Source organism: Microbacterium sp. Yaish 1 (genome assembly GCF_002245215.1).
Taxonomy (GTDB): Bacteria; Actinomycetota; Actinomycetes; order Actinomycetales; family Microbacteriaceae; genus Microbacterium.
The window spans coordinates 602934-629318 of sequence record NZ_NPMR01000002.1; the positions used below are offsets into that span (position 1 = coordinate 602934).

Sequence of the window (26385 nt, forward strand, 5' to 3'; positions counted from 1 at the left end):
GTCAGGGGTGCTCCTGCGAGGATGCGACGGAAGCACCGGGCGGGTTACCGGTGCTCTTCTCGACGTCGAGTGCCTGCTGGAGGAGCACTACGGCGGCGACCTGGTCAACAATGCTACGAGACGATCGCTGCGATCGGCCCGAACCGCGCAATGCGCTGTGCGCACTGACGGTGCTGAGCCGCTCGTCGACGAGACGAACGGGGTGCCCCGCAGCGGCGAGAGCCTCGGCGAATCCGCGGGCATCGGCCGTCGAAGCCGTCTCCCGTCCGCTGAGCGCGACCGGCAGTCCGACGACGAGCTCCACCGCGTCGTACTCCGCTGCGAGCGCGCTGATGCGCGCCAGGTCGCCCTCGCCGCGCGGCACCGTCTCGACCGGTACCGCGAGCAGACCGTCTCGGTCGCACCGTGCGATGCCGATGCGGGCGGTGCCCACGTCGACTCCGAGGCGTACGCCCGGGCGGAATCCGCTCACAGACCGCTCGCCGCGTCGCGGACGGCGCGGAGGGCCGCAGGAAGCGCCGCGGCGTCCGTTCCGCCGCCCTGCGCCACATCGTCACGTCCGCCACCGCCGCCACCGAGAGCGGATGCCGCCGCCTTGGCGAGCACACCGGCCCTGGCGCCGGCTGCGCGCGCGACGTCGTTGGTCGCGACGACGACGACGGGTCGCTCCCCCACGACGGCACCGAGCGCGACGATCGCCGCGGCGTCGGCCCCGAGCCGGTCGCGAACCTGCAGCGCAAGGGTACGCACGTCGTCGGCCGACCCCGCTGACCCCAGCGATTCGGCCACGATCCGGAAGGGTCCCGCGGCGGCGGCCGCCGACACGAGCTGCGGCAGCCGGTCGGCCAGCGCCCGAGCCTCGAATTGGGCGATCCGCTTCTCGGCGGCCTTCAGGCTCGCGGCCAGCTCGGCCACGCGCGCGGCGAGCTGGTCGCGCGGCGTCTTCAGCGAGCTCGTGAGCTGCGAGACGATGGCGCGTTCGGCCGCGAGCTCGCGGAAGGCGTCCTGGCCGACGAGGGCCTCCACGCGCCGGTTCGACGCACCCACCGACGACTCGCCGATGAGGTTGATGAGCCCGACCTCGGCGCTCGAGGACACGTGCGTCCCCGCGCAGAGCTCGCGAGACCACGGGCCGCCGATGTCGACCATGCGGACGGTCTCGCCGTACTTCTCGCCGAACAGCGCCATCGCGCCGGCGGCCTTCGCCTCATCGAGCGACATGATCCGGGTCGTGACCTCGAGGTTGTCTCGAACGGCGTTGTTGGCGATCTCCTCGATCTCGGTACGCGTCTCGGGCGAGAGGGCCTGGCCCCACGAGAAGTCGAAGCGCAGGTAGCCGGCGCGGTTGAGCGATCCGGCCTGCGTCGCGCTCTTGCCGAGCGTGTCGCGCAGTGCCGCGTGCACGAGGTGCGTCGCGGAGTGGGCCTGCTGCGCAGCGCGGCGGTTCGCGGCATCCACCACCGTGGTGGCGGCCTCGCCCACGGCCACTTCACCGGTCGTGACCTCCACGGTGTGGCTGACGAGACCGGGCACCGGCTTCTGCACATCGAGCACCTCGAGCTCGTAGCCGGGGCCCACGATGACGCCCTTGTCGGCGACCTGACCGCCGGATTCGGCGTACAGGGCCGTCTCGGCCAGGATCACCTCGGCGATCTGCCCCTGGCTCGCGCGGTCGACGGAGACACCGCCGACCAGGATGCCGAGCACGCGCGAGCCCGTCTCAAGCTCGGTGTAGCCCGTGAACACCGTCTCGCCGAGCGCGCGGAAATCGCGGTAGACGCTCGTGTCGGCGAGCTGCCCCTTGCGGGACCGCGCGTCGGCCTTGGCACGCTCGCGCTGCTCCTGCATCAGCGTGTCGAAGGCGCCCCGGTCGACGCTGAGACCCGCCTCCTCGACGATCTCGAGCGTCAGGTCGATGGGGAACCCGTACGTGTCGTGCAGCAGGAACGCCTGTGCACCGCTCAGCTCGCCCGCGCCGGTCTTCTTGGCCTGCTCGACCGACTCGTCGAGCAGCTCGGAGCCCGCGGCCAGGGTGCGCAGGAAGGTCGCCTCCTCGGCGAGAGCGTACTGCGAGAGTCGCGCGTAGTCGGTCTCGACGATCGGGTAGGCCTCCTTCATCGCGTCGCGGGACGCGGCGAAGAGCTCGGCGAAGCTCGGCCCCTCGACGCCCAGCAGGCGCATCGATCGGATGGCCCGACGCATCAGACGACGCAGGATGTAGCCCCGGCCGTCGTTCGACGGGGTGACGCCGTCGGAGAGCAGCATGAGCGAAGACCGCACGTGATCCGCGATGACACGGAAGCGCACGTCATCCTCGTGGTCGGCGCCGTAGGTCTTGCCCGACAGCTCGACCGCCTTGTCGAGCACGGGACGCACCTGATCGGTCTCGTACATGTTGTCGACACCCTGCTTGATGAAGGCGACGCGCTCGAGTCCCATGCCGGTGTCGATGTTCTTGTTCGGCAGCTCGCCGACGATCGTGAAGTCGTACTTCGAGCGCACATCGGCGATCTCGTACTGCATGAACACGAGGTTCCAGATCTCGACGTACCGGTCGTCGTCGGTCGCCGGTCCGCCGTCGATGCCGTACGCGGGGCCGCGGTCGAAGAAGATCTCGGAGCACGGCCCGGCAGGGCCGGGCAGTCCGGTGCTCCAGTAGTTGGTGTCCTTGCCGAGACGCTGGATGCGCTCATCGGGCAGCGTCGAGTGCTTCAGCCACAGATCGCGGGCCTCGTCGTCCTCTTCGTAGACGGTGACCCAGAGATCCTTCGGATCGAACCCGAGACCGCCTTCCGACTCGGGGCTGGTCAGCAGTTCCCACGCGAACGAGATGGCGCCCTCTTTGAAGTAATCGCCGAAGGACCAGTTGCCGAGCATCTGGAAGAACGTGCCGTGACGAGGGGTCTTGCCGACCTCCTCGATGTCGTTGGTACGGATGCACTTCTGCACGTCGGCTGCGCGCGGGTAGGGAGCGGGGACATCGCCCGAGAGGTACGGGATGAAGGGGACCATGCCCGCGACGGTGAACAGCAGCGCGGGGTCATCGGTGACGAGCGATGCGGAGGGCACGATCGTATGCCCCTTCTTCTCGAAGTAGTCCAGGTAGCGCTGGGCGATCTCGGCGGTCTTCATCGGGTTCCTTCGGCAGGCAGGCGTCGGCGTCGCGCCCCGGGGCGCGACGCCGCAATCGGGTCGGGTATCAGTCTGAGGAGTCGGCGGCGCTCTTGGCCTTGGCGACGGCGTCCCGCGCCGCGTCCGCGACGTCCGAGGCGGCGTCCGCGGCCGAGTCGAGGGCGTCGGATGCCGCGCCCTTCACGTCCGCCGCGAGACCCTCGATGCGGGCCTCCTGCTCGCGGTAGGCATCGCCGATCCGATCGGCGAACTCGGAGATCCGCGCATCGACTTCGGCGAGCATCTCGTGACCGCGCGGATCCTTGTTGACCACGTGCGCGGCGACGAAACCGCCGGCGACGCCCAAAACGAACCACAGCGCGTTCTTCATGGCATCCATGTTAGGTGCAAAGCACGAAGGGCGCCGGGAGAACCCGACGCCCTTCGCGGCAGTGCTGAGACTCAGCCGGCCGTGCGACTCAGCGCGCGGCGTAGTACTCGACGACGAGCTGGACGTCACACGTGACGGGCACCTCGGCGCGCTTCGGGCGACGCACGAGGCGCGCCTGCAGCTTGTCGAGCTCGACCTCGAGGTAGCCCGGGACCGGGGGCAGGACGTCGGCGTGACCGCCGGCGGCTGCGACCTGGAAGGGCTCGAGCGACTCGCTCTTCTCCTTGACGTGGATGAGCTGACCCGGCTTCACGCGGAACGACGGGCGGTCGACGAGCTGGCCGTCGACGAGGATGTGACGGTGCACGACCAGCTGGCGGGCCTGTGCGGTCGTGCGGGCGAAACCGGCACGAACGACGAGCGCGTCCAGACGCATCTCGAGCTGCTCGACCAGGTTCTCACCGGTCAGGCCGTCCTTGCGGCGGGCCTCGTTGAACTGGATGCGCAGCTGCTTCTCGCGGATGCCGTACTGCTCGCGCAGACGCTGCTTCTCGCGCAGACGGACGGCGTAGTCGCTGTCGGCCTTGCGCTTGGTGCGGCCGTGCTCACCCGGAGCGTAGGGACGCTTCTCGAGGTAGCGGGCGGCCTTCGGGGTCAGCGCGACGCCGAGGGCGCGCGACAGACGGACCTTGCGGCGGTCCTGAGACTTCGTGGTCACGAAGCTCTCCTTCCGATGACGTGGTCGCGACGTTCACGACTCACGGACGTATCTCCGTCTCCTCGCCCGTCTCGGACTGCACGCCGGGGCACGCCGAGAGGTCTTCATCAGAGGAGAGGGATGCCCGAAAACTGGGCTTCGAGCCGGTCGAGTCTATCAGACGGCGCCCCCGCCGACCGCGTCGACGAGGTCGAGGACGCCTGCCGGATAGAACGGAGGCCCCTCCCGTCGCAGGTCGTCGATGCGGTACCAGCCGACGGAGGTGTCGCCGTCGAGCACCGGGAGACGCTGCCCCCGCGGCAGTGCCTCGAGCACGGCGCTGCGGACGGCGAAGACATGAGCGATCTCGTGGCCGCTCTTGCGGCCGTCGTCGAAGATGTTCTCGCTCACCGTGAGCAGCCTGAGTTGCTCGACGTCGGCGGCCAGTTCCTCGCGCAGCTCGCGGCGCATGGCCGCAGCCGCGGTCTCACCGAACTCGATACCGCCGCCGGGAGCCCGAAGGAAGGGCCCCGACCCGGGTGCGCCCGGGTACTCCTCGGCCAGGACGTACCCGTCGGAGACGACGAGGGCCACGGAGATCGCGCGAATGCGGTGCGGCGAAGCCAGCTCGTCCGCGTAGGCGGTCACCGCGCGCCGGTAGGCGGGCAGGTGCGGGGCGAGGGCTCGCAACGCGGTCCGGAGCGCGGGCGCGGGCTTCTGATCGCTGAACAGTGCCAGCGCCTCGAACGCCCGGGCGGCGTCGGCGAGCGGATCGGTGTCGGGAAAACGGTGCAGCAGTGCCAGAGCGCCCGAGGGATCTCCGACGTTGCGAAGCGAGCTCGCCAACTGGATGACGCACGCCGAGCGCCGCTCTCCGGTCAACCCCGCCTCGAGCGCCGCCCGATACAGCGGGATCGCGTCGGCCTCCTCGCCGAGGAAGTCGTGCAGCGAGGCACGCTCGTAGCTGCGCACCGACTCGGCCGCGTCCGCCGCGAGCTCGTCGAGCTCGCGCCACAGCACGGGGGCGCTCTTGCCCGCTGCGGCATCCCAGAACGCGTCGAACGGATCGGAGCGGGCCGCGGCGCCGTCGGCCGGGGCTACGGCATCGTCGGCGGGAAACGCGGAGAGAAGCTGACGCACGCGGGACTGCAGCCGGCGAAGTGCGGGATCGACTCCCCGGGCCGCCGCGAAGCGGACCAGCCCGCGCAGGGCGGGCCCGCCGTCGCTGGTCTCCCCCGCCGTCAGATGATCGACGAGATCGGATGCCGGGATGGTCCGCACCCGCCCGGTCTCGTGCTCGCCCCACGCCGGCTCGGCGACGCGCGCGCAGTCCGCCGCGATGATGACGTGCCGGCGGCGTCGAGCGTTCGCCGCCGCCCATTCGGCGCCGGCGTCGAAGAGGGGGCCGGCGCGGTACCCGGTCTCCTCCAGCAGTTCCCGCACGCCCGCCGCGACGGCGTCCTCTCCGGGATCGATCAGGCCGCCGGGGAGTTCGCCCAGCACGCGCCGCGGGCCGACCCGATACTGATCGAACAGCACGACCGCGTCATCGGCCGTCACCGCGATCACCGTGACGGTGTCGCCGACCTCGACGACATCCCAGTCGCTCTCGCTGCCGTCGGGCAGCCGGTAGCGGTCGCGGCGCACGCGCACGTATCCGTCGAAGGCGGGCGACGAGCCCAGCAGCGTCCACGCGGGCACGGGGTCGTCCACGGGTCAGTCCCCCAGGATCTTCCGCAGCTTCTCGACGCGCGCACCGATCTCGCGCTCGACGCCGCGATTGGTCGGCTCGTAGTAACGCTTGCCGCGGAGTTCATCGGGAAGGTACTGCTGCGTGGCGACTCCGACCTCGAGGTCGTGGGGGTAGACGTACCCCTTGCCGTGCCCGAGCCGCTTCGCGCCCGCGTAGTGGGCGTCGCGCAGGTGCTTGGGCACGCGGCCGAAGCCGCCGGCACGGACGTCGGAGATCGCGGCGTTGATGGCGTTGTAGGCGGCGTTCGACTTGGCGGTGGTGGCGAGATACGCCGTCGCCTCGGCGAGCGGGATGCGGCCTTCCGGCATCCCGATGAAGGCGACCGCGTCGGCGGCGGCGACGGCGATCGTCAGCGCCTGGGGATCGGCCAAGCCGATGTCTTCCGAGGCCGAGATCACGAGGCGCCGCGCGATGAAGCGCGGATCCTCGCCCGCCTCGATCATTCGGGCGAGGTAGTGCATGGCGGCATCGACGTCCGACCCTCGTATCGATTTGATGAAGGCGCTGATGACGTCGTAGTGCTCATCGCCCTGCCGGTCGTAACGCAGCAGCGCGCGGTCGACCGCCTGCGCGACGTGGTCCGCCGTGATCACCGGCGCCTCGTCGTCATCGCCGGGCTCGGCCATCGTGGCGGCGGCCTCGAGCGAGGTCAGCGCCCGCCGCGCATCGCCCGAGGCCAGCCGGATGAGGGCGGTCCGCGCGTCGTCGGCGAGGACGATCGAGCCGGCGAGGCCGCGGGCATCCGTGACGGCGCGGTCGATGAGCCCGCCGAGGTCGTCGTCGCTGAGCGGCTGGAGGGTGAGGAGCAGCGAGCGCGACAGCAGCGGCGCGACCACGGAGAAGGACGGGTTCTCGGTCGTCGCCGCGATGAGCAGCACCCAGCCGTTCTCGACGCCGGGGAGAAGGGCGTCCTGCTGCGCCTTGGTGAACCGATGGATCTCGTCGAGGAACAGGATCGTCGAGATGCCGTAGAGGTCGCGCTGCGTCATCGCCTCCTGCATGACCTCGCGGACGTCCTTGACGCCGGCGGTCACCGCCGAGAGCTCGACGAACCGACGCCCCGACGAACGCGCGATCGCCTGGGCGAGCGTCGTCTTCCCGGTTCCGGGCGGCCCCCACAGGATGACCGAGACCGCTCCCGCCCGGTTGCCGTCGGGCGAGGCGAGGGCGACCAGGGGCGAGCCGGGCCGCAGCAGATGTCCTTGGCCCGCGACCTCGTCGAGAGACGTGGGCCGCATCCGCACGGCGAGCGGCGTCTGCCCGGAGAAGAGCGCGCTCGAATCGGTCATCCTCTCAGGCTACTCGCGCGCGGGGACACCGGGATTTTGTCGCCGTAGCGACCCGCGCCGTAGGCTTGAGCGGCCCGGAACGGGGCACGGAGGAGGCAACGTGGCAGGTCGCGGCAAGAACCGGGACGATCGCGCGGCGCAGGAACGCGCCCGTCTGTACGCTGCACGGCGCGAGTACCACGAGGGGCTCGCGCGGCGCCGGTCGCGCGACAACATCGTCGCCGCCGTCGCCGGCGGCGTCCTCATCCTCGCCGCGATCGGCGCTCAGGTCGCGTACTTCACCGCCGGCCCCGGGGCCCCGGTGCCCGCCGAGACCCCCGCGCCCTCCCCGACCGAAACGGTGCCGGCATCGCCGACGCCGACACCGTCGGATTCCACTCCGGCAACGATCCCGACTCCCTGACCCCCTCCGTACTAGGCTGTCCCCCGACCTGACCCCCATGCGGCGCGAGCCGCGACGAGGTGCCTTCCGTGACTTCCACCCCTGACTCCACGATCACCCCCGCCGACGACGCCCCGTGGGGTCGCGTCGATGACGACGGCACCGTCTCGGTGCGCGAGGGGGATCAGTGGCGCGTCGTCGGCCAGTACCCCGACGGCACGCCGGAAGAGGCGCTCGCCTACTTCCAGCGCAAGTTCTCCGACCTCGCCGGCGAGGTGACGCTGATCGAGGTGCGTCACCGCCGCGGCGGAGCCTCGGCGTCCGACCTTCGCTCGACCGTCAGCACGCTCCGCTCGCGCATCGCAGGAGCGGCGGCCGTCGGCAACCTGGCTGCCCTCGAGGCACGCCTGGTCGCCCTCGAGGGCGAGCTCGACGCCGCCTCCGAGTCGGAGGCGGCCGAGGCCAAGCAGGCTCTCGACGCGGCGATCACCGAGCGCACCGCGCTCGTCGAGGCGATCGAGGCGATCGCCGCCCGCGACCCCAAGTCGATCCAGTGGAAGCAGACGTCCGCCGAGGTGAACGATCTCTTCGAGCGCTGGCAGCGACACCAGGCCGACGGCCCGCGCCTGCCCCGCGGCACCGGCCAGCAGCTGTGGAAGCGGTTCCGCGACGCCCGCTCGATCATCGACAAGCACCGCCGCGAGTTCTACGCGAGCCTCGATGAGACCCACAAGAGCGCGCGCGACGCCAAGCAGCGGCTCATCGAGCGCGCCGAGGCCCTCGCGCCGCGCGGGGAGGACGGCATCGGCGCGTACCGCGACCTGCTGGAACAGTGGAAGCAGTCCGGCCGCGCGGGCAAGAAGGCCGACGACGCGCTCTGGGCACGCTTCAAGGCCGCGGGCGACGCCCTCTACGGTGCGCGCGCCGAGCGCGAGCAGGCCGACGCCGAGGCATCGCAGGAGAAGATCGTCGCCAAGCGGGCTCTGCTCGACGAAGCCGCTGCCGTCAACGCCGAGAAGGACACCGCCGCCGCGCGGGCACTGCTGACGGGCATCCAGCGCCGCTGGGACGAGATCGGTCGCATCTTCCCCCGCGACAAGGAGCGTGCCCTCGACGACGAGCTCCGCAAGATCGAGCAGGCGGTGCGCGCGCGCGAAGACGCCGACTGGAAGAACAACAACCCCGAGACGAAGGCGCGCCAGGGAGACATGCTGTCGCAGCTCCATGACGCGATCGCGAAGCTCGAGGCCGAGGTCGCCGAGGCCGAGGCGTCGGGCGATCAGCGTGCCATCGCGCAGGCCAAGGAAGCACTGAGCGCCCGCAAGGCCTGGCTCAGCGCGCTCGGCGGCTGAGCGCCGTTCCGCACCGGGGCCGGTGACCGCACGGCTCTCCACAGATCGTGCGCCCGTGCCGGCGCCCGCTCCGGCGGGCGCCAGACTGGCGGAATGGTCTGGCCGTTCGTCTACGCCCCCGGTGATCGTCTCTCCGGAGCCGAGCTGACCGCCGCACGCCTCGACGGCGACGTGGTCGAGGTCGGCGAGGCGTTCATGCCCGCGGATGTCGTCGAGAGTCCCGAGATCCGTGCGGCGTCGCTCCGTCCCCTCGTCGCCCCCGGGCTGGCGCTGACGCACGAGTCGGCCGCCTGGGTCCACGGCGCGCTGCCGGACCCGCCGCTCCGGCACAGCGTGCAGCGATGCACCGAACGACGCCGCAACCACGTGCTCGACCATCGGCTGCACTACCGCGATCTGCAGCTCCCCGCGCACGACACCGTGCGGCTCGGCGGGATGCCGGTGTCGAGTCGCGTACGCACCGTCTGCGACCTGCTGCGCGCCGATGCCGCCGCCGGCGACACGCCACGTCGCGGCGCGGTCGCCATGATCGCCACGTTCCCGGACCTGCTGGCCGAAGCGCACGAGTCGCTGGCGTCCAGCGGCCCGCTGCCCTTCAAACGGCAGGCGCTGGCGTGGCTGGAGAGCGCTCGGTTCAGGACGACGTGACGCGGTAGACGTCGTAGACCGCGTCGATGCGCCGGACCGCGTTCAGCACGCGGTCGAGGTGCACGGTGTCACCCATCTCGAACACGAACCTGCTGAGTGCGAGCCGATCGTTGTTGGTCTGCACCGAGGCCGACAGGATGTTGACGTGATGCTCGCTGAGCACGCGCGTGACGTCGCTGAGGAGCCCGGCTCGATCGAGCGCCTCGACCTGGATCTGGACGAGGAAGAGGCTCTTCGTGGTCGGCGCCCACGACACCTCGATGAGACGCTCCGGATCGCGCATGAGCGACTCGACGTTCGTGCAGTCCGAGCGGTGCACGGACACACCGCTGCCGCGCGTGACGAAGCCGACGATCTCATCGCCCGGAACGGGTGTGCAGCACTTCGCCAGCTTGACGAGGATGTCGGGCGCGCCGCGGACGAGGACGCCCGAGTCGCTGTCGCGCTTCTGCCGGGATCGTCCCACGGCCGGCAGCTGGATCGGCCCGGTGGAGGTGTCCTCCTCCGCACGGACGAGCGCGGTGACCTTCTCGATCACCGACTGCGTCGAGACATGCCCCTCGCCCACCGCCGCGTAGAGCGCCGTGACGTCCTCGTAGCGGAGCTGGTGGGCCACCTCGCTGAAGGCGTCCTGTCCCATGAGGCGCTGAAGCGGGAGGTTCTGGCGCCGCATCGCCCGCGCGATCGCGTCCTTGCCCTGCTCGACGGCCTCTTCGCGCCGCTCCTTCGTGAACCAGCCGCGGATCTTGTTGCGCGCTCGTGTGCTCTTGACGAAGGTCAGCCAGTCCTGGCTCGGGCCGGCGTCGGGGTTCTTCGAGGTGAAGACCTCCACGACGTCGCCGCTGGAGAGCGTCGACTCGAGCGGCACGAGACGCCCGTTGACCTTGGCGCCCATCGTGCGGTGACCGATCTCGGTATGCACGGCATAGGCGAAGTCGACCGGGGTGGCACCCGCCGGCAGGCCGATGACCCGCCCCTTCGGGGTGAAGACGTAGACCTCCTTCGCGCCGATCTCGAACCGCAGTGAGTCGAGGAACTCCCCCGGGTCGGCCGTCTCGGCCTGCCAGTCGGAGATGTGCGCGAGCCACGCCATGTCGTTGTCGATCGCCTTGGCGTCGGCCTTGCCGCCCGCCATCCGCTCCTTGTACTTCCAGTGCGCCGCGACGCCGAACTCGGCCTGCTGGTGCATCTCGTGGGTGCGGATCTGGATCTCGACCGTCCGCCCGCCCGGGCCGATGACGGTCGTGTGGAGGGACTGGTAGAGGTTGAACTTCGGAGTCGCGATGTAGTCCTTGAAACGCCCGGGAAGGGGCGTCCACCGCGCGTGGATCGAACCGAGCACGGCGTAGCAGTCGCGGACCGTCGTCACCAGAACGCGGATTCCGATGAGGTCGTAGATGTCGTCGAACTCACGACCCCGGACGACCATCTTCTGGTACACCGAGTACAGCTGCTTCGGACGACCCATGACGCGGCCGCGGATGCGGAGCTCGCGAAGGTCGCTCTCGACCGCGTCGATGACCGTCTGCAGATACTGCTCGCGCTGCGGCGTGCGCTGCGTGACGAGGCTGTCGATCTCGGCGTAGAGCTTGGGGTGCAGCACCGCGAACGACAGGTCCTCGAGCTCGCTCTTGATGGCCTGGATGCCGAGCCGGTGCGCGAGCGGCGCGTAGATCTCGAGCGTCTCCGTCGCCTTCTTCGCCGCCTTCTCGGGCGGGACGAAACCCCACGTCCGGGCATTGTGCAACCGGTCGGCGAGCTTGATCAGGAGCACGCGGATGTCGCGAGACATCGCGACGATCATCTTGCGGACCGTCTCGGCCTGCGCGGCGTCGCCGTACTTGACCTTGTCGAGTTTCGTCACGCCGTCGACGAGCATGGCGACCTCGTCGCCGAACTCCGCCGTCAGCTGGTCGAGACCGTAGGAGGTGTCCTCGACGGTGTCGTGCAGCAGCGCGGCTGCGATGGCCCGGGGGCCGAGGCCGAGCTCCGCCAGAATCTGCGCGACGGCGAGCGGGTGCGTGATGTACGGCTCGCCGCTCTGGCGCTTCTGCTGCGCGTGCGCCCGCGATGCGGTCTGATAGGCGCGATCGATGATCGCGATATCGCCTTTGGGATGGTGCGCGCGCACCGTCCGGACGAGCTGCTCGAGGCCTTCGCGGGGTGCCGCCCGCGAGAAGATGCGCGGGACGAGGCGCCGGAGCGAGCTCTGGGCAGGGGGCGGGGTGATCTCGGTCATGCCCTCACCTCCGCCATGCAGACATCGATTCTACGCGCCCTCGCGGCGCTCAGGCCTCGACCGAGGCTCGCTCGCGCGACTCGCGCACCCGCGCGTCGTTCGCCTTGATGCCGGGCTCGTTCTCGCGCAGCAGCGCGAACAGCGGCACGGCGACGAACAGCGTCGAGTAGGCGGCGACCAGCGTTCCGACGAAGATCGACAGCGAGATGTCGGTGAGCGTCTGGGCGCCCAGCCAGAGCGCACCGATGAAGAGGATCGCGCCGGTGGGGAGGGCCGCGACGATCGTCGTGTTGATCGAGCGCACGAGCGTCTGGTTGGCCGCCAGGTTGACCGACTCGCCGAACGTGCGCCCCGACTTCTCGCCGTCTTCGAACGTGTTCTCGCGCACCTTGTCGAAGACGACCGTGGTGTCGTACAGCGAGTACGACAGGATCGTCAGGAAGCCGATCACGGCGGCGGGAGAGATCTCGAACCCGAAGAGCGAGTAGACGCCCACGGTGACCACGAGCACGTCGATCAGACCGATGATGGCGGCGACGGACATCTTCCAGGTGCGGAAGTACAGCGCCAGGATGAGGAACGTCAGGGCGAGGAAGATCGCCAGGCCCCACAGCGACTGACGGGTGACGTCCTGTCCCCAGCTCGGGCCGATGAACGACGAGCTCACCTCGGCGGCGGGGACGTCGTACGCCTCAGCGAGGCGTGCCGTGACGTCTCGGGTCTCGGCATCCGACATCTGGTCGGTCTGCACGCGCACGGCGTCCTCGCCGATCGTCGTGACCTTCGTCGTCGCCCCGCGCACGACGTCCTGAACCGCGGCGGTCGCCAGCAGCTGGTCGGTGTTCGAGACGTTCGTCACCGTGAACTGCGACCCGCCCGTGAACTCGATCGAGAACTGCGGGGGCTTCACGACGAGGACGAGCACGGACCCGAGCACGAGGGCTGCGGCGATGATGAACCACAGCGTGCGACCAGCGACGAAGGGGAACGACAGCTTCCCCGTGTAGAGGTCGTTTCCGAACCGGTTGAAGAATCGCATCAGTGCTTGTCCCCCGTCGCGTCGCGCTTCTCACCCGCGGCCTGCTCGGCGCGCTTGCGTTCCGCGATCGTCTGTCGCCGTTCCGCCTCGCCGCGCGACTTGGCGGCACGGCGCCCGGCCGAGGTCTTCGCGCCGGCAGCGACCGGCGCGCGGAACTGCGCGCGCCCGCGGTAGACGGCGCCGAGCGCATCCGGGTCGAGACCCGACAGCTTGTGACCCGACCCGAAGAAGCGCGTGCGCACGAGCAGCTGCAGCACGGGGTGGGTGAAGAGGATGAAGATCAGGATGTCGATCGCGGTCGTCAGTCCCAGCGTGAATGCGAAGCCCTTCACCGTCGAGTCGGCGAGGATGTACAGCACCACGGCGGCGAGGATGTTGATCGACTTCGAGATGAAGATCGTCCGCTTGGCGCGCGACCAGCCGTCCTCGACGGCGCCGGTGATCGACTTGCCGTCGCGCAGCTCGTCCCTGATCCGTTCGAAGTACACGATGAACGAGTCGGCTGTGAAGCCGATCGTGACGATCAAGCCGGCCACACCCGCCAACGACAGGCGGAAGCCCATGCGCCACGCGAGGATCGTCAGTGCCGCGTAAGTGAGCACGGCCATGACGACCAGCGACGCGATGATCACCGTTCCCAGTGCCCGGTAGACGACGAGCGAGTACACCGCGACCAGCGCGAGACCGATGAGGCCCGCGATGAGTCCGATCTGCAGCTGCTGCGAACCGAGGGTCGCGGAGATCGTGTTGGTGCTCTGCACCTCGAAGCTCAGCGGCAGAGCGCCGAACTTGAGCTGGTCTGCGAGGACCTTCGAGCTGTCCTGATCGAACGAACCCGTGATCGACGGCTTGCCCGTGAGGATGACGGCGTCCATGGAGGGCGCCGACAGCACGTCGCCGTCGAGGACGAAGGCGAACTGGTTGCGCGGCGACTGCTGACCGTAGAGCCGCTGGCTGATCTTGCCGAACGTGTCGGTGCCCTGCTGGTCGAACGTGATGTTCACCGCCCAGCGGCCGGTGCTCTGCTCGAGGCCGTTGGTGGCGTTGTCGATCGACGACCCGTCGAGCTCGACCGGCCCGAGGATGTACTTCGCGGTCCCGGTGCGGTCGCACGTGATCAGCGGCTGATCGGCCGGCGCGTTGGCCGGGTCGTTCGCCGGGTCGGCGCAGTCGTAGGCAAGGAACTGCGCTTGCAGCGCCTCGGTGATCCACGCGGGGTCGCTGCCGTTGGAGGGCGTCGTCGACGGCGTCGCGGGCAGGTTGGGGTCGGGCGTCGGATACGGCGTCTGATTGCCGTCGTCGCCGACGAAGCTGGTCGCGGGAGTGCCGGTGTAGAGCACGGCGCGCAGCTGGAGCTGCGCCGACGCGTCGATGCGCTCCCGGGTCTCGTCGTCGACCTCGCCGGGCAGCTGCACCACGATCTGGTTGCCGGCCTGCGTGGCGATGTCGGCCTCGACGAGCCCCGACGCATCGACGCGCTGGCGGATGATGGAGGCCGCCTGCTGCATCTGCTCGCTCGACGGCACCGCCCCGTCGGACTGCGCCTGGAGGACGATCTGCGTCCCGCCCTGGAGATCGAGCGCGAGCTCGGGAGCCCACGAGCTCGCCTTGAACACGTAGACGCCGAGGGCGTTGATGCCGAACAGGAGCGCCGTCAGGACCACGAGTCCGGTCAGCGCGCGCCAGGCACGGCGCACAGGTGTGGAAGTCGCCACGGGGAGGTCAGCTTTCGTCGAGCGAGCGCCGGATCAGCGGCGGTTCAGGCGCGGGGCTTGTCGTCGCGGTCGGCCGCACCCTCGGAAGCGGCGTCAGCGCGATTGCGCGCGGCGTCGTCGCTTACCGAGGTGATGAGACCCTGCTCGACGTCGGCGACGTACTCGTCGTGGTGCTCTTCGGCCTCGATGTACTCGTCCTCGGTGAGCGACCCCTCGGCGGGATCGACGACGCGGAGGATCGCCTGGCTGTGGACCTCGACCTCGACGCCGGGCGCGAGCTCGACGCGAGCCGACTTCGAGAGGTCCTCGCCGTCGTACTCGACGATCGTGCCGTAGAAGCCGCCCTGGAGCAGCACCTTCGCGCCGGGCAGCAGCTGACGCGACTTCTCCGCCTGCTCCGCCTTCATCCGCTGCGCGCGGCGACGCTGGCTCCAGAACATGAACACGATGAGCAGCGCGAGGATGATCAGCAGACCGTACTCGGCGAAGAACTGCACTGCCGGGTTCGCGGGAGGAGCGTCGGCCGGGGTGGTGGCGAAGAAGAGCATGGAGGTGGGAGCACCTTTCACGGGTAGGCACGCGAAGAATGCGCACCCTCGGGATTCGTCGGCGAGAAGCCTTCAGCGATTATAGGTCATCGATCTCCAGCGCCCCGTCGGCACGGGGAACGCCGAGATGGCGGTAGGCGGAGGGCATCGCGACACGACCTCGCGGCGACCGGCCCACGAATCCGATCCGGACGAGGTACGGCTCGACGACCGACTCGATCGTCTCCGCCTCCTCGCCGACCGTCACGGCGAGGGTGTTGAGCCCGACGGGCCCGCCGCCGAAACGGCGCACGAGGGCGTCGAGCACGGCCCGGTCGAGGCGGTCGAGGCCGATCGCGTCGACGTCGTAGAGCTCGAGGGCGGCGGCGACATCCGCCTCCGTCGCGCCGGTCCCGGTGTCGCCGTGGACGACGACGAAATCGCGCACGCGGCGCAGCAGGCGGTTGGCGATGCGCGGGGTGCCGCGCGAGCGACGCGCGATCTCCGCGCGCGCGACGGGCGGGATGTCGACGGCGAGGACACTCGCGGAGCGCTGGATCACTCGTTCGAGCTCTTCGGGCTCGTAGTACTCCATGTGAGCGGTGAAGCCGAAACGATCGCGGAGCGGATTCGGCAGGAGTCCCGACCGGGTGGTGGCACCCACGAGGGTGAAGGGAGCCAGCTCGAGCGGGATGCTGGTGGCGCCGGCGCCCTTGCCGACCATGATGTCGATGCGGAAGTCCTCCATCGCGAGGTACAGCATCTCCTCCGCCGAGCGGGCCATTCGGTGGATCTCGTCGATGAAGAGCACCTCGCCGGGCACGAGGCTCGACAGGAGCGCCGCGAGATCACCCGCGTGCTGGATTGCCGGGCCGCTCGACATCCGCAGGGGGCGGCCGCTCTCGTGGGCGACGATCATCGCGAGCGTCGTCTTGCCGAGCCCGGGCGGGCCCGACAGCAGGATGTGGTCGGCGGGTCGGTCCTGCATCGCAGCGGCCTGCAGCAGGAGCTCCAGCTGTCCGCGCACCTTCTGCTGCCCGACGAATTCGGCGAGCGACGTCGGTCGCAGGGCTCCCTCGACGGCCAGCTCGGTCTCGTCGGCGGCCAGCTCGTGGGCGTCAGACACCGGTCTGCTCCGGTCGCGCGGGACCGAGCTGCGCCAACGCGAGCTTGAGCAGCGCGGGCACGGTCGCCGGGGCCGCGGCATCCGCTGTCACCTGCGCGACGGCCTCGGTGGCCACCCGTTCGCTCCACCCCAGCGCGACGAGTGCCGCGACGACCTGACCGACGAGCGTCCCCCCACCCGAGGGAGCCGACGCGGGCTGAGCGGACGGCACCGCCTGGAGCTTGCCCGCCAACTGCACCACGATGAGCTTCGCGGTCTTGGGCCCGATCCCCGAGACACGGCGGAACGGAGCGTCGTCCTCGGCGGTGACCGCCTCGGCGATCTGCGCGACGCTCAGCGCCGACAGGACGCCGAGCGCGGACTTCGGGCCGACGCCGGTCACCCCGATGAGAAGGAGGAACACCCCGAGCTGCTCGCGGGTCTCGAAGCCGAAGAGCGAGAGGGCGTCTTCGCGCACGACGAGGTTCGTGTGCAGCACGATCTCATCGCCGACATGGAACGAGCGCGGGATGTCGGGGGTCACGGCGACCGAGAACCCGACCCCGCCGACGTCGATGACGACGCTGTCGGACTCGAGGTGCAGCACGCTGCCGCGGAGGGAGGAGATCATGATCCGAGCCTAGGCGCCGCTTCGCAGGTATGTTCGAGCGACACGCATGACGCCCGGCCGCACGGCCGCCTCAGCGGCGTGACAGCCGTTCCGCATCCGCCCAGGCGCGCTGCGCAGGAGTGAGCGCTGCGGCCGCGGACCCGGTCGCGGCGCCGCCGGGACCGCGGCGCCAGGCATGGCAGATCGCGAGGGCCAGCGCATCAGCGGCATCCGCCGGCTGCGGCAGGGAGTCCAGGCGCAGCACCCGGGCGACCATCGTCTGCACCTGCAGCTTCTCGGCCGAGCCGTAGCCGGTGATCGCGGCCTTCACCTCGGAGGGCGTATGGGTCGCGGCATCGAGGCCGCTCTCCGCGGCGACCAGCAGCGCGATGCCGCTCGCCTGCGCCGTCCCCATGACGGAGCTCCGGTTGTGCTGAGCGAAGACCCGCTCGACCGCGACGACGTGCGGCCGATGCTCCGCGATGACCGCCCGCAGCCCCGCGGCGATCGTCGCGAGTCTGCGTTCGATGGGCAGATCGACGGCCGACCGGACGACTCCGACGTGCACGAGGGCAGCGGATCGATCGCGAGCGACGTCGACGACACCGACACCGCATCGGGTGAGACCCGGGTCGACACCGAGCACGCGCAGAGAGGTCACTCCCCCACGCTACGTCCGACGCGGCGACCCGGCGCGGCGACAGCCCGCGAAACGCGCAGTTCCCGGCATCCGACGCAGAACGAGCTGCGGTGGATGCCGGGAACTGCGCGCGATGCCGGGACTCTTACTCGTCGTCGTTCTCGAGCTCGGCCTGCACCTCGGGGGTCAGGTCGAAGTTCGTGTAGACGTTCTGCACGTCGTCGCTGTCCTCGAGCGCGTCGATGAGACGGAACACCTTGCGGGCGGTGTCGGCGTCGACCTCCACCTTGAGCGAGGGCACGAACTCGACGTCGGCGGAGTCGTACTCGATGCCGGCGTCCTGCAGGGCGGTGCGCACCGACACGAGGTCGGAGGCCTCGGTGATGACGCCGAAGCCGTCTCCGTGCGGCTCGACCTCTTCCGCCCCCGCTTCGAGGACCGCGAGCATGACGTCGTCCTCGGTCGTGCCCTCGGACGGGACGACGATGACGCCCTTGCGGCTGAAGTTGTACGCGACGCTGCCCGGATCGGCGAGCGTGCCGCCGTTGCGGCTGAGGGCGGTGCGAACCTCGGCCGCGGCGCGGTTCTTGTTGTCGGTCAGACACTCGATGAGGAATGCGACGCCGTTGGGCCCGTAGCCCTCGTACATGATGGAGGAGTACTCGACGGCCTCGCCGCCGATCCCGGCGCCGCGCTTGATCGCGCGGTCGATGTTGTCTTTCGGGACCGAGGTCTTCTTGGCCTTCAGAACGGCGTCGAAGAGCGTGGGGTTGCCCTGCAGATCGGGACCGCCGAGCTTGGCAGCGACCTCGATGTTCTTGATGAGCTTGGCCCACGACTTGGCACGACGCGCGTCGACGACGGCCTTCTTGTGCTTGGTCGTGGCCCATTTGGAGTGACCGGACATGCGCTCGATCTTACCGGGCGGATGCGCGCGCCTCGCGGACGTGCGCGAGGAACCTCTCGTGGAAGCGGCGCTCGCCCGATACCTCCGGGTGGAACGCGGTGGCGAGCAGTCGTCCCTGCTCGACCGCGACCACGCCACCGTCGGGCAGGGTCGCGAGGGCCCGCACCTCCGGTCCGAGCCCGGTGACGAGGGGCGCCCGGATGAACGCCGCGTGGACGGGCGCGTCCCAGCCCGCGACGGCGAGCGCCGTCTCGAACGATTCGGTCTGACCGCCGAAGGCGTTCCGTCGCACGGTCACGTCGAGCCCGCCGAAGGTCTCCTGCCCGGCGATCGCCCCGTCGACGCGGTCGGCGAGCAGGATGAGCCCGGCGCACGTGCCGTAGACCGGCATGCCCGCCGTGATCGCGTCGCGGATGGGCTGCTGCATCCCGAACGCACGTGCCAGCTTGTCGATGACGCTCGACTCACCGCCCGGCAGGACGAGTCCCTCGATCGTTCCGAGGTCGTCCGGGCGGCGGACGAGGGATGCCGCCGCCCCGAGCTCCTCGAGCACGCGCAGGTGCTCGCGGACGTCCCCCTGCAGGGCGAGGACTCCGACGCGCGGCGGCATCCCCTCGCTCATCGGCTCACCAGCCGCGGTCGGCGAGACGGTGCGGAGCAGGCAGATCGGAGACGTTGATGCCGACCATCGCCTCGCCCAGGCCGCGCGAGGCCTCGGCGACGACGGACGCGTCGTCGTGGAAGGTCGTCGCCTTCACGATCGCCGCGGCACGGCGAGCGGGGTCGCCCGACTTGAAGATGCCCGAGCCGACGAAGACGCCGTCGGCGCCGAGCTGCATCATCATGGCGGCGTCGGCGGGGGTGGCGACACCGCCCGCGGTGAAGAGCACGACGGGGAGGGTCCCGGTGGCCGCGACCTCGGCGACGAGGTCGTACGGCGCCTGGAGCTCCTTCGCCGCGACGTACAGCTCGTCGGGGCTCTTCGCCTGCAGGGCCCGGATCTCGGCGGTGATCGTGCGGATGTGCCGCGTCGCCTCCGAGACGTCGCCGGTGCCGGCCTCGCCCTTGGACCGGATCATCGCCGCGCCCTCGGTGATCCGGCGCAGAGCCTCACCGAGGTTGGTCGCACCGCAGACGAACGGGACGGTGAAGCCCCACTTGTCGATGTGGTGGGTGTAGTCGGCCGGCGAGAGCACCTCGGACTCGTCGATGTAGTCGACGCCGAGCTCCTGCAGCACGCGCGCCTCGACGAAATGTCCGATGCGGGCCTTGGCCATCACGGGGATCGACACCGATGCGATGATCTCGTCGATCAGGTCGGGGTCGCTCATGCGGGCGACGCCGCCCTGGGCGCGGATGTCGGCGGGGACGCGCTCGAGCGCCATGACGGCCACCGCGCCGGCATCCTCCGCGATCCGCGCTTGATCGGCCGTGACGACGTCCATGATGACGCCGCCCTTCAGCATCTCGGCGAGGCCGCGCTTGACGCGCGAGGATCCGGTGACGGTCTGGTCGTTCGACACGGTGAAGCTCCGATCTGGGCCGCCTGGTCGGGAATCAATTTCGGCCTAGGCCAAAAAATAGCATGGCATCCGACATAAGATCGTGCCGATGACTTCCCGTGACACGATCACCGGGCACACGGCGGGCGAGATCGCCGACAGCGTCCGGATGCTGCTGGAGCGCGGTGCCCTGCGCGCCGACGACGTGCTGCCGCCCGTTCGCGCGCTGGCCGAGCAGCTCGGCGTCAACCGGAACACCGTCGTCGCCGCGTACCGGCTGCTCGCGCAGGCCGGCGTGGTCGTGGCTCGCGGCCGCGGCGGCACGCGTATCGCCGAGGTCTCCCCCGTCGCCGCCGAGGGGGTGGCCGCCGACACGGTGCTGCGCGACGTGGGTTCGGGCAATCCCGATCCCGCCCTCATCCCCGACCCGAGCGGCGTGCTCGCCCGGGTCGCCGGGCGCCCCGTCCTGTACGGCGAGCCCGTCATCGATGCCGGGCTCGCCGACTGGGCCACGCGCTGGTTCGCCGCGGACTCGGCGGAAGAGGCCGACGTCCACCTCACCGTCACGGGCGGCGCCGTCGACGCCGTCGAGAGACTGCTCGCGCAAGCGCTCACCCGCGATGACGCGGTCGCGCTCGAAGACCCCTGCTTCCTCGCCAGCATCCACACGGTCCGGCTCGCCGGCTACCGTGCGGTCCCCGTTCCCGTCGACGGCGAGGGCATGACGGTCGGCGGTCTGCGCGCCGCCCTGGACGCGGGAGCCCGAGCCGTCGTCATCACCCCGCGAGCGCAGAATCCCACCGGGTCGAGCCTGTCGGCCGAGCGTGCCGCGGCGCTGCGCGAGGTGCTGGCCGATCACCCCTACGTCCTGGTGATCGAGGACGACCACTTCTCGCTCCTGTCGACCCAGCCGTATCGCTCGGTCATCGGTGAGAATCACGAGCGGTGGGCGCGCGTGCGCTCGGTGTCGAAGTTCCTCGGACCCGACATGTGTCTCGCGGTCACGGCATCCGATCCCACGACCGCCGAACGCCTCGCGCTGCGCCTCGGCTCGGGCACCACGTGGGTCAGCCACCTGCTGCAGCGGCTCACCCACGCTCTCCTCTCCGATGACACCGCCGCGGCCACGATCACCGCCGCTCGGACCCACTACGCCGACCGCAACGCCGCCTTCGCCGCACGGCTCACGCGTGCGGGCCTGCCCTGCGCACCCGGCGACGGGCTCAGTCTCTGGGTCGAGGTCCCCGGCACCGCTCGTTCCGTCGCCGACGCCATGATGCGCCGGGGGTGGCTGGCGCGCACCGGTGACGAGTTCCGGCTCGCCGACGATGCACCGTCGCGCCACCTGCGCCTGACCGTGCACGATCTGAACGACGCCGACGCGGCGCAGCTCGCGCGGGACCTCGTCGCATCCGCCCTCCCCTCTCGAAAGGCATGACCCCATGAAGGTGCTCTCGATCCAGTCGGCCGTCGCATACGGACACGTCGGCAACTCCGCCGCGGTGTTCCCCCTGCAGCGCATCGGCGTGGAGGTCATGCCGGTCTACACGGTGAACTTCTCCAACCACACCGGCTACGGCGCCTGGGGCGGTCCGATGATCAGTCCCGACGACGTCCGCGCCGTCATCGCGGGCATCGAGGATCGCGGCGCCTTCCCGCAGATCGACGTCGTCCTCTCGGGCTACCAGGGCGGCGAGGGGATCGCCGACGTCATCCTCGACACCGTCGCGCGCGTCAAGGCGGCGAACCCGGATGCCGTCTACGCGTGCGACCCGGTCATGGGCAACGCGAAGTCGGGATGCTTCGTGGCACCGGCCATCCCCGTTCTGCTGCGCGAACGCGTGGTGCCGGCTGCAGACATCATCACGCCCAACCAGTTCGAGCTCGGCTTCCTGACCGAGACCGAGCCGACCGACCTCGACTCGACGCTCGCATCCGTCGACGCCGCCCGGGCGATGGGTCCGCGCACCGTGCTCGTGACCAGCGTCGAGCGCCCGGACCGCCCCGAGGGCACGATCGAGATGCTCGCCGCGGACGACGCCGGAGCATGGCTCGTCCGCACGCCCCACATCCCCATGAAGGCGAACGGATCCGGTGACGTGACGGCGGCCCTCTTCACGGCCCACTACCGCAGCACCGGCTCCGCAGCCGAGGCGCTGGCCCGCACGACTTCGAGCGTGTTCGACCTCCTCACGCGCACGCACGAGTCGGGCGAGCGCGAGCTCCAGCTCGTCGAGAGCCAGGAGGCCTACGCCCACCCGCGGATGCAGTTCACGGTCGAGCAGGTGCGCTGACCGGCGCCGCTACTGTCCGCTGGACTCGGTCCAGGCCTGTTCCCACTGCGGAGCGTCATCGGGGCAGAGGAACCGGGTGCCGAAGACCATGATGCTCACGGCGCCCTCACGGGACGCGTCGTCGATGGCGAGACTCTGGATGAGCGGCGACGACGCGACGTGCACCTGGTACACGTTCTGGTCGACCTGGTGCCCGTTGAGGATAGAGGTCTCGCACGCATCCAGAGCGAGGGCGAGCGTCACGGTCTCGGCCTGCTCCGACCACTGACCGCCGTTCGCCTCGACATGCGCGCGCTGCTGCGCGACGAGCTCCTGCTGCGCGGGTGTCTTCGCGGTGAGCGTGGGCTGACCCACGGGCTGCTGCTGTGCCGCGATGAACGCGTCGCGCTCGGCGAGGGCATCGGCGGTCGTGGCTGCGTCGCCGCCGGCGTCGGGGCTCGCGGCTCCGCTCTTCTCCGGTGCCGACGTCGTCGCGGCCGGAGTCGCCTCGGACGGATTCGCGTCGCCCGCGGGCGTGCACCCTGTCAGGGCGAGGGCCCCGACGACGGCCAGCGCGGCGAGAGTCGCGGTACGGGGACGGGCGGTGATCGACATGATGCCTCCTCAGTGAACGCTCAGGCTATCGGCATCTCGGCGCTCCTCGCCGGGGCTTGCGTTCGAGACCGAGCGCGAGGAAGTACGCGGTCAGCCCGTCGGCCAGGCGGCGGCGACGGCCTCGCGGACCTCGCCGAGCAGCTGTGGAAGCGCCTTCGTCTTCGCGATGATCGGGAAGAAGTTGGCGTCGGTCGCCCACCGGGGCACGACGTGCTGGTGCAGGTGCCCGTCGACCCCGGCCCCGGCCACGGCGCCCTGGTTCATCCCGAGGTTGAAGCCGTCGCACCGCGACACCTCCCGCAGCACGCGCATGGCCGTCTGCGTCAGCGCGCCGATCTCGGCGACCTCCTCGGGCGTCGCGAGATCGTATGTCGGGATGTGCCGATACGGGCAGACGAGCAGGTGACCGGAGTTGTACGGGAAGAGGTTGAGCAACACGTAGGCCGTGCGGCCGCGCGCGACGATGAGCCCGTCGGCATCCGATTTGCCGGGCGCCGCGCAGAACGGGCACTCGTCACGCAGTGGTTCCGGACCCGCCTGGATGTACGCCATCCGGTGCGGCGTCCACAGGCGCTGGAACTCGTCGGGCACCCCGGCCAGGTGCGCGGCGTCCTCGACCGGGCGCGGGGTGTCCGACGAGCCGGTCACGCGAGCTGTCCCGCAGCGTCCAGGTGCTCCGCCGTGTCGACGAGCGTGCGGTTCGCGATGGCCGCGAGGATGCGCTCGACGGCCTCGTCCACGGGCACGCCGTTGGTCTGCGATCCGTCACGGAAGCGGAACGAGACCGTGCCGGCTGCGCGGTCCTGTTCGCCCGCGATGAGCTGCAGCGGCACCTTCTGCGTGGTGTGGGTGCGGATCTTCTTCTGCATCCGGTCGTCGGAGCGATCCAGCTCGGCGCGGACCCCGGCCTCGCGCAGACGGGAGACGATCTCCTGCAGGTAGGGCGCGTAGTCATCGGCGACGGGGATGCCGACGACCTGCACGGGCGCGAGCCAGACCGGGAAGGCACCCGCGTAGTGCTCGAGGAGGATCGCGAAGAACCGCTCGATCGACCCGAACAGGGCACGGTGGATCATCACGGGGCGGTGCTTCTCACCGTCGGGCCCGGTGTACTCGAGCTCGAAGCGCTCGGGCTGGTTGAAGTCGAGCTGGATGGTCGACATCTGCCAGGTGCGGCCGATCGCGTCGCGCGCCTGGACCGAGATCTTCGGGCCGTAGAACGCCGCGCCGCCCGGATCCGGGACCAGCTCCAGGCCCGACCCCTCGGCCACGCGGCGCAGGGTCTCGGTCGCCTGCTGCCAGAGGGCATCGTCGCCGATGAACTTCGGGTTGCCCTCCTCCTTCGTCGACAGCTCGAGGTAGAAGTCGTTGAGTCCGTAGTCGCGCAGAGTCTGCAGCACGAACTCGAGGCTCCGCACGAGCTCGTCCTCGACCTGGTCGGGGGTGACGTAGATGTGCGTGTCGTCCTGGGTCATCCCCCGCACGCGGGTGAGGCCCGAGAGGGTGCCGCTCTTCTCGTAGCGATAGACCGACCCGAACTCGCTCAGGCGCAGCGGCAGCTCACGGTAGCTGCGCCCGCGCGAGCGGAAGATCAGGTTGTGGAACGGGCAGTTCATGGGCTTGAGGTAGTACTCCTGCCCCTGCCGGGTCACGTTGCCCTCGGCGTCGACGACCTCGTCGAGCTTCATCGGCGGGTACATGCCGTCGGCGTACCACTGCAGGTGTCCGCTCGTCATGAACAGGTCGCCCTTGGTGATGTGCGGGGTGTTGACGACCTCGTAGTCGTGGGCGAGCAGCTGCTCGCGCATGTAGCGCTCGATCTCGTAGCGGATGATGCCGCCCTTGGGGTGGAACACCGATAGACCGGGTCCGATCTCGTCCGGGAACGAGAAGAGGTCGAGCTCGACGCCCAGCTTGCGGTGGTCTCGGCGAGCCGCCTCGGCCAGCCGCTCCTGGTAGGCGCGCAGTTCGTCCTTCGACGGCCACGCGGTGCCGTAGATGCGCTGCAGCTGGGGGTTCTTCTCGGAGCCGCGCCAGTAGGCGGCGGCGACACGGGTGAGGTCCCAGCCGTTGCCGACCATCCGGGTGCCGGGCACGTGGGGTCCGCGGCACAGATCCTTCCACGCGGTCGCGCCGTCGCGGGTGACGTTGTCGTAGATCGTCAGCTCGCCGGCCCCGATCTCGGCCGAGGCCCCTTCGGCCGCATCGGCGCCCGATCCGGGACCACCGGCGAGGTCGACGAGCTCGAGCTTGAACGGCTCGTCGGCGAGCTCCTGGCGCGCCTCGTCGGCGGTGACGACCCGCCGGACGAACCGCTGGTTCTCGCGAACGATCCGCTCCATCTCCTTCTTGATCGACTTGAGGTCCTCAGGGGTGAAGGGCTCGTCGACGCCGAAGTCGTAGTAGAAGCCGTCCTCGATGGGCGGTCCGATGCCGAGATTCGACTGCGGCCGGATGCGCTGCACGGCCTGGGCCAGCACGTGCGCGGTCGAGTGGCGGAGGATCGCGAGGCCGTCGGGGCTCGACACGGTCACCGGCTCGACGGCATCCGTCTCGTCGACGACCGTGGCGAGGTCTTTCAGCTCTCCGTTCACGCGCAGGGCGACGACGGAGCGGTCGGGGAAGAGGGCGAAGCCGTCGGCGGGGTACGACACGTCCGACGGGGAAACGACGTCAGTCAAGGGAACATCTCCAGATGGGTGGCTCGGATCAAGGCTACTCAGCTTCGGACGCTCGCCGCGTCCCGCCCGCTCAGGCCGAGAGCGTTCGGCCGGCGGCGACGAAGCGGGTGAGCACACGGGCTCCGATCCGGCGACGTTCCATCCGACCACTGTATCCCGCGCCGCCGGGCCGCTAGAAAAGGGTGATGAAGTCCCACACCGCTGTGCCCGCCTTCCTCGCCGTCGCGTGCACGATGGCCCTCGCGGGCTGTGTTCCCGCTTCGCCCGCCGCGGTTTCGTCTCCGCCGACGAGCGCGAGCGCGACGCCGCCGACGCCGCAGCGCGAGACGCCCTCCCCCGTGGCGACCGACTGGCAGGAGGGCGATCTCACGATGGCGACCGGCGCGGATCTGCCCGAGGGTCTCGACACGGTGGTCGTCAACAGCTACGCCGGCGCGGACGTGTGGGAGAGGTCCCCGGGTTCGGATCCGTCGCTCAGCACCTACGTGCATGCGGCGACGCAATGCTTCGCGACGCACGGCGTCCTCGCGCTGCCCGGTCGGTCGGACGTCGGCGACCTCGCGGCGACGGCGGACTTCCTCGGCGCGGTCCAGGGAAGCGACATCAGCGACATCGAGCCCATCATCATGACGATGCCCTACACCGCGGGAATCGCTGCGCCCATCGCCGAAACCTCGGATCTGCACAAGATCGAGATGGCGGCGTATCCGGCCGCCGGGGAGGACACCGCCACGATCTGGGCCGCGCGAGCACTCGAGCGCGTCGGCAAGGGGTTCATCTTCGCGCTGACGTGTCCCGATGTCGACCAGCTCGGGGACATCTTTGAGGAGGCCAAGAGTCTCGTGACGTTCGGGGTTTACGACCCGGTCACGTACGGGTTGCCCTGAGCCACCGCCCGCGACGCGGCTC

General features: G+C 70.2%; 25 protein-coding genes. 6 read left to right on the forward strand and 19 right to left on the reverse strand.

Annotated elements, in window-relative coordinates; translation table 11 throughout:
* Nucleotide 1: 1 nt before the first annotated feature.
* The 6 genes from ruvX to CI089_RS12005 all read right to left on the reverse strand — a co-directional run bounded on the left by ruvX (nucleotide 2) and on the right by CI089_RS12005 (nucleotide 7241).
* On the reverse strand, nucleotides 2-472 hold the full coding sequence (gene ruvX / locus CI089_RS11980) for a Holliday junction resolvase RuvX (RefSeq protein ID WP_094261767.1): 471 nt from the start codon (nucleotides 470-472) through the stop codon (nucleotides 2-4).
* Complete coding sequence (gene alaS / locus CI089_RS11985) at nucleotides 469-3132, reverse strand: alanine--tRNA ligase (protein ID WP_094261768.1); 2664 nt, start codon at nucleotides 3130-3132, stop codon at nucleotides 469-471. Before alaS ends, ruvX begins: the two co-directional genes overlap by 4 nt.
* A 67-nt stretch (nucleotides 3133-3199) precedes the next feature.
* Nucleotides 3200-3502, reverse strand: a complete 303-nt coding sequence (locus CI089_RS11990; protein WP_036304601.1) for a hypothetical protein — start codon at nucleotides 3500-3502, stop codon at nucleotides 3200-3202.
* A gap of 88 nt (nucleotides 3503-3590) precedes the next feature.
* A complete protein-coding gene (gene rpsD / locus CI089_RS11995; RefSeq protein ID WP_023951228.1) occupies nucleotides 3591-4220 on the reverse strand; it encodes a 30S ribosomal protein S4 in 630 nt (209 codons plus the stop codon).
* Between the two features lie 156 nt (nucleotides 4221-4376).
* On the reverse strand, nucleotides 4377-5912 hold the full coding sequence (locus tag CI089_RS16715) for a tetratricopeptide repeat protein (RefSeq protein WP_306426971.1): 1536 nt from the start codon (nucleotides 5910-5912) through the stop codon (nucleotides 4377-4379).
* 3 nt (nucleotides 5913-5915) lie between these two features.
* Nucleotides 5916-7241, reverse strand: a complete 1326-nt coding sequence (locus CI089_RS12005; protein ID WP_094261769.1) for a replication-associated recombination protein A — start codon at nucleotides 7239-7241, stop codon at nucleotides 5916-5918.
* Between the two features lie 100 nt (nucleotides 7242-7341).
* On the opposite strand from CI089_RS12005, the gene CI089_RS12010 reads away from it, so the two are divergent.
* The 3 genes from CI089_RS12010 to CI089_RS12020 all read left to right on the forward strand — a co-directional run bounded on the left by CI089_RS12010 (nucleotide 7342) and on the right by CI089_RS12020 (nucleotide 9623).
* Nucleotides 7342-7644 carry a dioxygenase gene (locus CI089_RS12010; RefSeq protein ID WP_094261770.1) on the forward strand — a complete coding sequence of 101 codons (303 nt, stop codon included), beginning with the start codon at nucleotides 7342-7344 and terminating at the stop codon, nucleotides 7642-7644.
* 68 nt (nucleotides 7645-7712) lie between these two features.
* A complete protein-coding gene (locus tag CI089_RS12015) occupies nucleotides 7713-8975 on the forward strand; it encodes a DUF349 domain-containing protein (protein ID WP_094261771.1) in 1263 nt (420 codons plus the stop codon).
* A gap of 93 nt (nucleotides 8976-9068) precedes the next feature.
* Nucleotides 9069-9623 (forward strand): SAM-dependent methyltransferase, encoded by a 555-nt coding sequence (locus CI089_RS12020; protein ID WP_256977916.1) that lies wholly within the window; start codon nucleotides 9069-9071, stop codon nucleotides 9621-9623.
* On the opposite strand, the gene CI089_RS12025 is transcribed toward CI089_RS12020, so the two are convergent.
* From CI089_RS12025 to pdxS, 10 genes are all read right to left on the reverse strand, one after another.
* On the reverse strand, nucleotides 9610-11862 hold the full coding sequence (locus CI089_RS12025) for a RelA/SpoT family protein (RefSeq protein ID WP_094261772.1): 2253 nt from the start codon (nucleotides 11860-11862) through the stop codon (nucleotides 9610-9612). The genes CI089_RS12020 and CI089_RS12025 overlap by 14 nt on opposite strands.
* A 49-nt stretch (nucleotides 11863-11911) precedes the next feature.
* Nucleotides 11912-12901, reverse strand: a complete 990-nt coding sequence (secF, locus tag CI089_RS12030) for a protein translocase subunit SecF (protein WP_094261773.1) — start codon at nucleotides 12899-12901, stop codon at nucleotides 11912-11914.
* Complete coding sequence (gene secD, locus CI089_RS12035; RefSeq protein WP_094261774.1) at nucleotides 12901-14616, reverse strand: protein translocase subunit SecD; 1716 nt, start codon at nucleotides 14614-14616, stop codon at nucleotides 12901-12903. Before secD ends, secF begins: the two co-directional genes overlap by 1 nt.
* 44 nt (nucleotides 14617-14660) lie before the next feature.
* On the reverse strand, nucleotides 14661-15185 hold the full coding sequence (locus CI089_RS12040) for a preprotein translocase subunit YajC (protein ID WP_256977917.1): 525 nt from the start codon (nucleotides 15183-15185) through the stop codon (nucleotides 14661-14663).
* 58 nt (nucleotides 15186-15243) lie between these two features.
* On the reverse strand, nucleotides 15244-16269 hold the full coding sequence (gene ruvB / locus CI089_RS12045; RefSeq protein WP_256977918.1) for a Holliday junction branch migration DNA helicase RuvB: 1026 nt from the start codon (nucleotides 16267-16269) through the stop codon (nucleotides 15244-15246).
* Nucleotides 16262-16879 (reverse strand): Holliday junction branch migration protein RuvA, encoded by a 618-nt coding sequence (gene ruvA / locus CI089_RS12050; protein WP_094261777.1) that lies wholly within the window; start codon nucleotides 16877-16879, stop codon nucleotides 16262-16264. Before ruvA ends, ruvB begins: the two co-directional genes overlap by 8 nt.
* A 70-nt stretch (nucleotides 16880-16949) precedes the next feature.
* Nucleotides 16950-17519, reverse strand: coding sequence for a crossover junction endodeoxyribonuclease RuvC (ruvC, locus tag CI089_RS12055; RefSeq protein ID WP_094261778.1), 570 nt, complete (start codon nucleotides 17517-17519; stop codon nucleotides 16950-16952).
* A gap of 124 nt (nucleotides 17520-17643) precedes the next feature.
* Nucleotides 17644-18405: a YebC/PmpR family DNA-binding transcriptional regulator gene (locus CI089_RS12060; RefSeq protein ID WP_094261779.1), complete on the reverse strand. Its 762-nt coding sequence runs from the start codon at nucleotides 18403-18405 to the stop codon at nucleotides 17644-17646.
* Between the two features lie 10 nt (nucleotides 18406-18415).
* Nucleotides 18416-19015, reverse strand: a complete 600-nt coding sequence (gene pdxT, locus CI089_RS12065; RefSeq protein ID WP_256977919.1) for a pyridoxal 5'-phosphate synthase glutaminase subunit PdxT — start codon at nucleotides 19013-19015, stop codon at nucleotides 18416-18418.
* Nucleotides 19016-19031: 16 nt separating this feature from the next.
* Nucleotides 19032-19928: a pyridoxal 5'-phosphate synthase lyase subunit PdxS gene (gene pdxS, locus CI089_RS12070; RefSeq protein ID WP_094261781.1), complete on the reverse strand. Its 897-nt coding sequence runs from the start codon at nucleotides 19926-19928 to the stop codon at nucleotides 19032-19034.
* An 88-nt stretch (nucleotides 19929-20016) separates the two neighbouring features.
* Here pdxS and CI089_RS12075 point away from each other — a divergent pair, with 88 nt between their 5' ends.
* Nucleotides 20017-21345, forward strand: coding sequence for an aminotransferase class I/II-fold pyridoxal phosphate-dependent enzyme (locus CI089_RS12075; protein WP_094261782.1), 1329 nt, complete (start codon nucleotides 20017-20019; stop codon nucleotides 21343-21345).
* Between the two features lie 4 nt (nucleotides 21346-21349).
* On the forward strand, nucleotides 21350-22201 hold the full coding sequence (gene pdxY, locus CI089_RS12080; RefSeq protein ID WP_094261783.1) for a pyridoxal kinase PdxY: 852 nt from the start codon (nucleotides 21350-21352) through the stop codon (nucleotides 22199-22201).
* Nucleotides 22202-22210: 9 nt separating this feature from the next.
* On the opposite strand, the gene CI089_RS12085 is transcribed toward pdxY, so the two are convergent.
* The 3 genes from CI089_RS12085 to thrS all read right to left on the reverse strand — a co-directional run bounded on the left by CI089_RS12085 (nucleotide 22211) and on the right by thrS (nucleotide 25476).
* Nucleotides 22211-22795 (reverse strand): hypothetical protein, encoded by a 585-nt coding sequence (locus tag CI089_RS12085; RefSeq protein ID WP_094261784.1) that lies wholly within the window; start codon nucleotides 22793-22795, stop codon nucleotides 22211-22213.
* A 90-nt stretch (nucleotides 22796-22885) separates the two neighbouring features.
* Nucleotides 22886-23443: an HIT family protein gene (locus CI089_RS12090; RefSeq protein ID WP_179223322.1), complete on the reverse strand. Its 558-nt coding sequence runs from the start codon at nucleotides 23441-23443 to the stop codon at nucleotides 22886-22888.
* Nucleotides 23440-25476: a threonine--tRNA ligase gene (thrS, locus tag CI089_RS12095; RefSeq protein WP_094261785.1), complete on the reverse strand. Its 2037-nt coding sequence runs from the start codon at nucleotides 25474-25476 to the stop codon at nucleotides 23440-23442. Before thrS ends, CI089_RS12090 begins: the two co-directional genes overlap by 4 nt.
* A gap of 185 nt (nucleotides 25477-25661) precedes the next feature.
* Between thrS and CI089_RS12105 the strand changes: the two genes are divergently transcribed.
* Nucleotides 25662-26363: a hypothetical protein gene (locus tag CI089_RS12105; protein WP_143738995.1), complete on the forward strand. Its 702-nt coding sequence runs from the start codon at nucleotides 25662-25664 to the stop codon at nucleotides 26361-26363.
* The last annotated feature ends 22 nt before the right edge of the window (nucleotides 26364-26385 follow it).

Excerpts from the sequence above, each read along its gene's own strand:
- alaS (WP_094261768.1), bottom strand. The coding sequence starts at position 3,132 with ATGAAGACCGCCGAGATCGCCCAGCGCTACCTGGACTACTTCGAGAAG.
- CI089_RS11990 (WP_036304601.1), bottom strand. The coding sequence starts at position 3,502 with ATGAAGAACGCGCTGTGGTTCGTTTTGGGCGTCGCCGGCGGTTTCGTC.
- CI089_RS12005 (WP_094261769.1), bottom strand. The coding sequence starts at position 7,241 with ATGACCGATTCGAGCGCGCTCTTCTCCGGGCAGACGCCGCTCGCCGTG.
- CI089_RS12020 (WP_256977916.1), top strand. The coding sequence starts at position 9,069 with ATGGTCTGGCCGTTCGTCTACGCCCCCGGTGATCGTCTCTCCGGAGCC.
- CI089_RS12025 (WP_094261772.1), bottom strand. The coding sequence starts at position 11,862 with ATGACCGAGATCACCCCGCCCCCTGCCCAGAGCTCGCTCCGGCGCCTC.
- secF (WP_094261773.1), bottom strand. The coding sequence starts at position 12,901 with ATGCGATTCTTCAACCGGTTCGGAAACGACCTCTACACGGGGAAGCTG.
- ruvA (WP_094261777.1), bottom strand. The coding sequence starts at position 16,879 with ATGATCTCCTCCCTCCGCGGCAGCGTGCTGCACCTCGAGTCCGACAGC.
- CI089_RS12060 (WP_094261779.1), bottom strand. The coding sequence starts at position 18,405 with ATGTCCGGTCACTCCAAATGGGCCACGACCAAGCACAAGAAGGCCGTC.
- pdxT (WP_256977919.1), bottom strand. The coding sequence starts at position 19,015 with ATGCCGCCGCGCGTCGGAGTCCTCGCCCTGCAGGGGGACGTCCGCGAG.
- CI089_RS12075 (WP_094261782.1), top strand. The coding sequence starts at position 20,017 with ATGACTTCCCGTGACACGATCACCGGGCACACGGCGGGCGAGATCGCC.
- pdxY (WP_094261783.1), top strand. The coding sequence starts at position 21,350 with ATGAAGGTGCTCTCGATCCAGTCGGCCGTCGCATACGGACACGTCGGC.
- CI089_RS12085 (WP_094261784.1), bottom strand. The coding sequence starts at position 22,795 with ATGTCGATCACCGCCCGTCCCCGTACCGCGACTCTCGCCGCGCTGGCC.
- CI089_RS12105 (WP_143738995.1), top strand. The coding sequence starts at position 25,662 with ATGAAGTCCCACACCGCTGTGCCCGCCTTCCTCGCCGTCGCGTGCACG.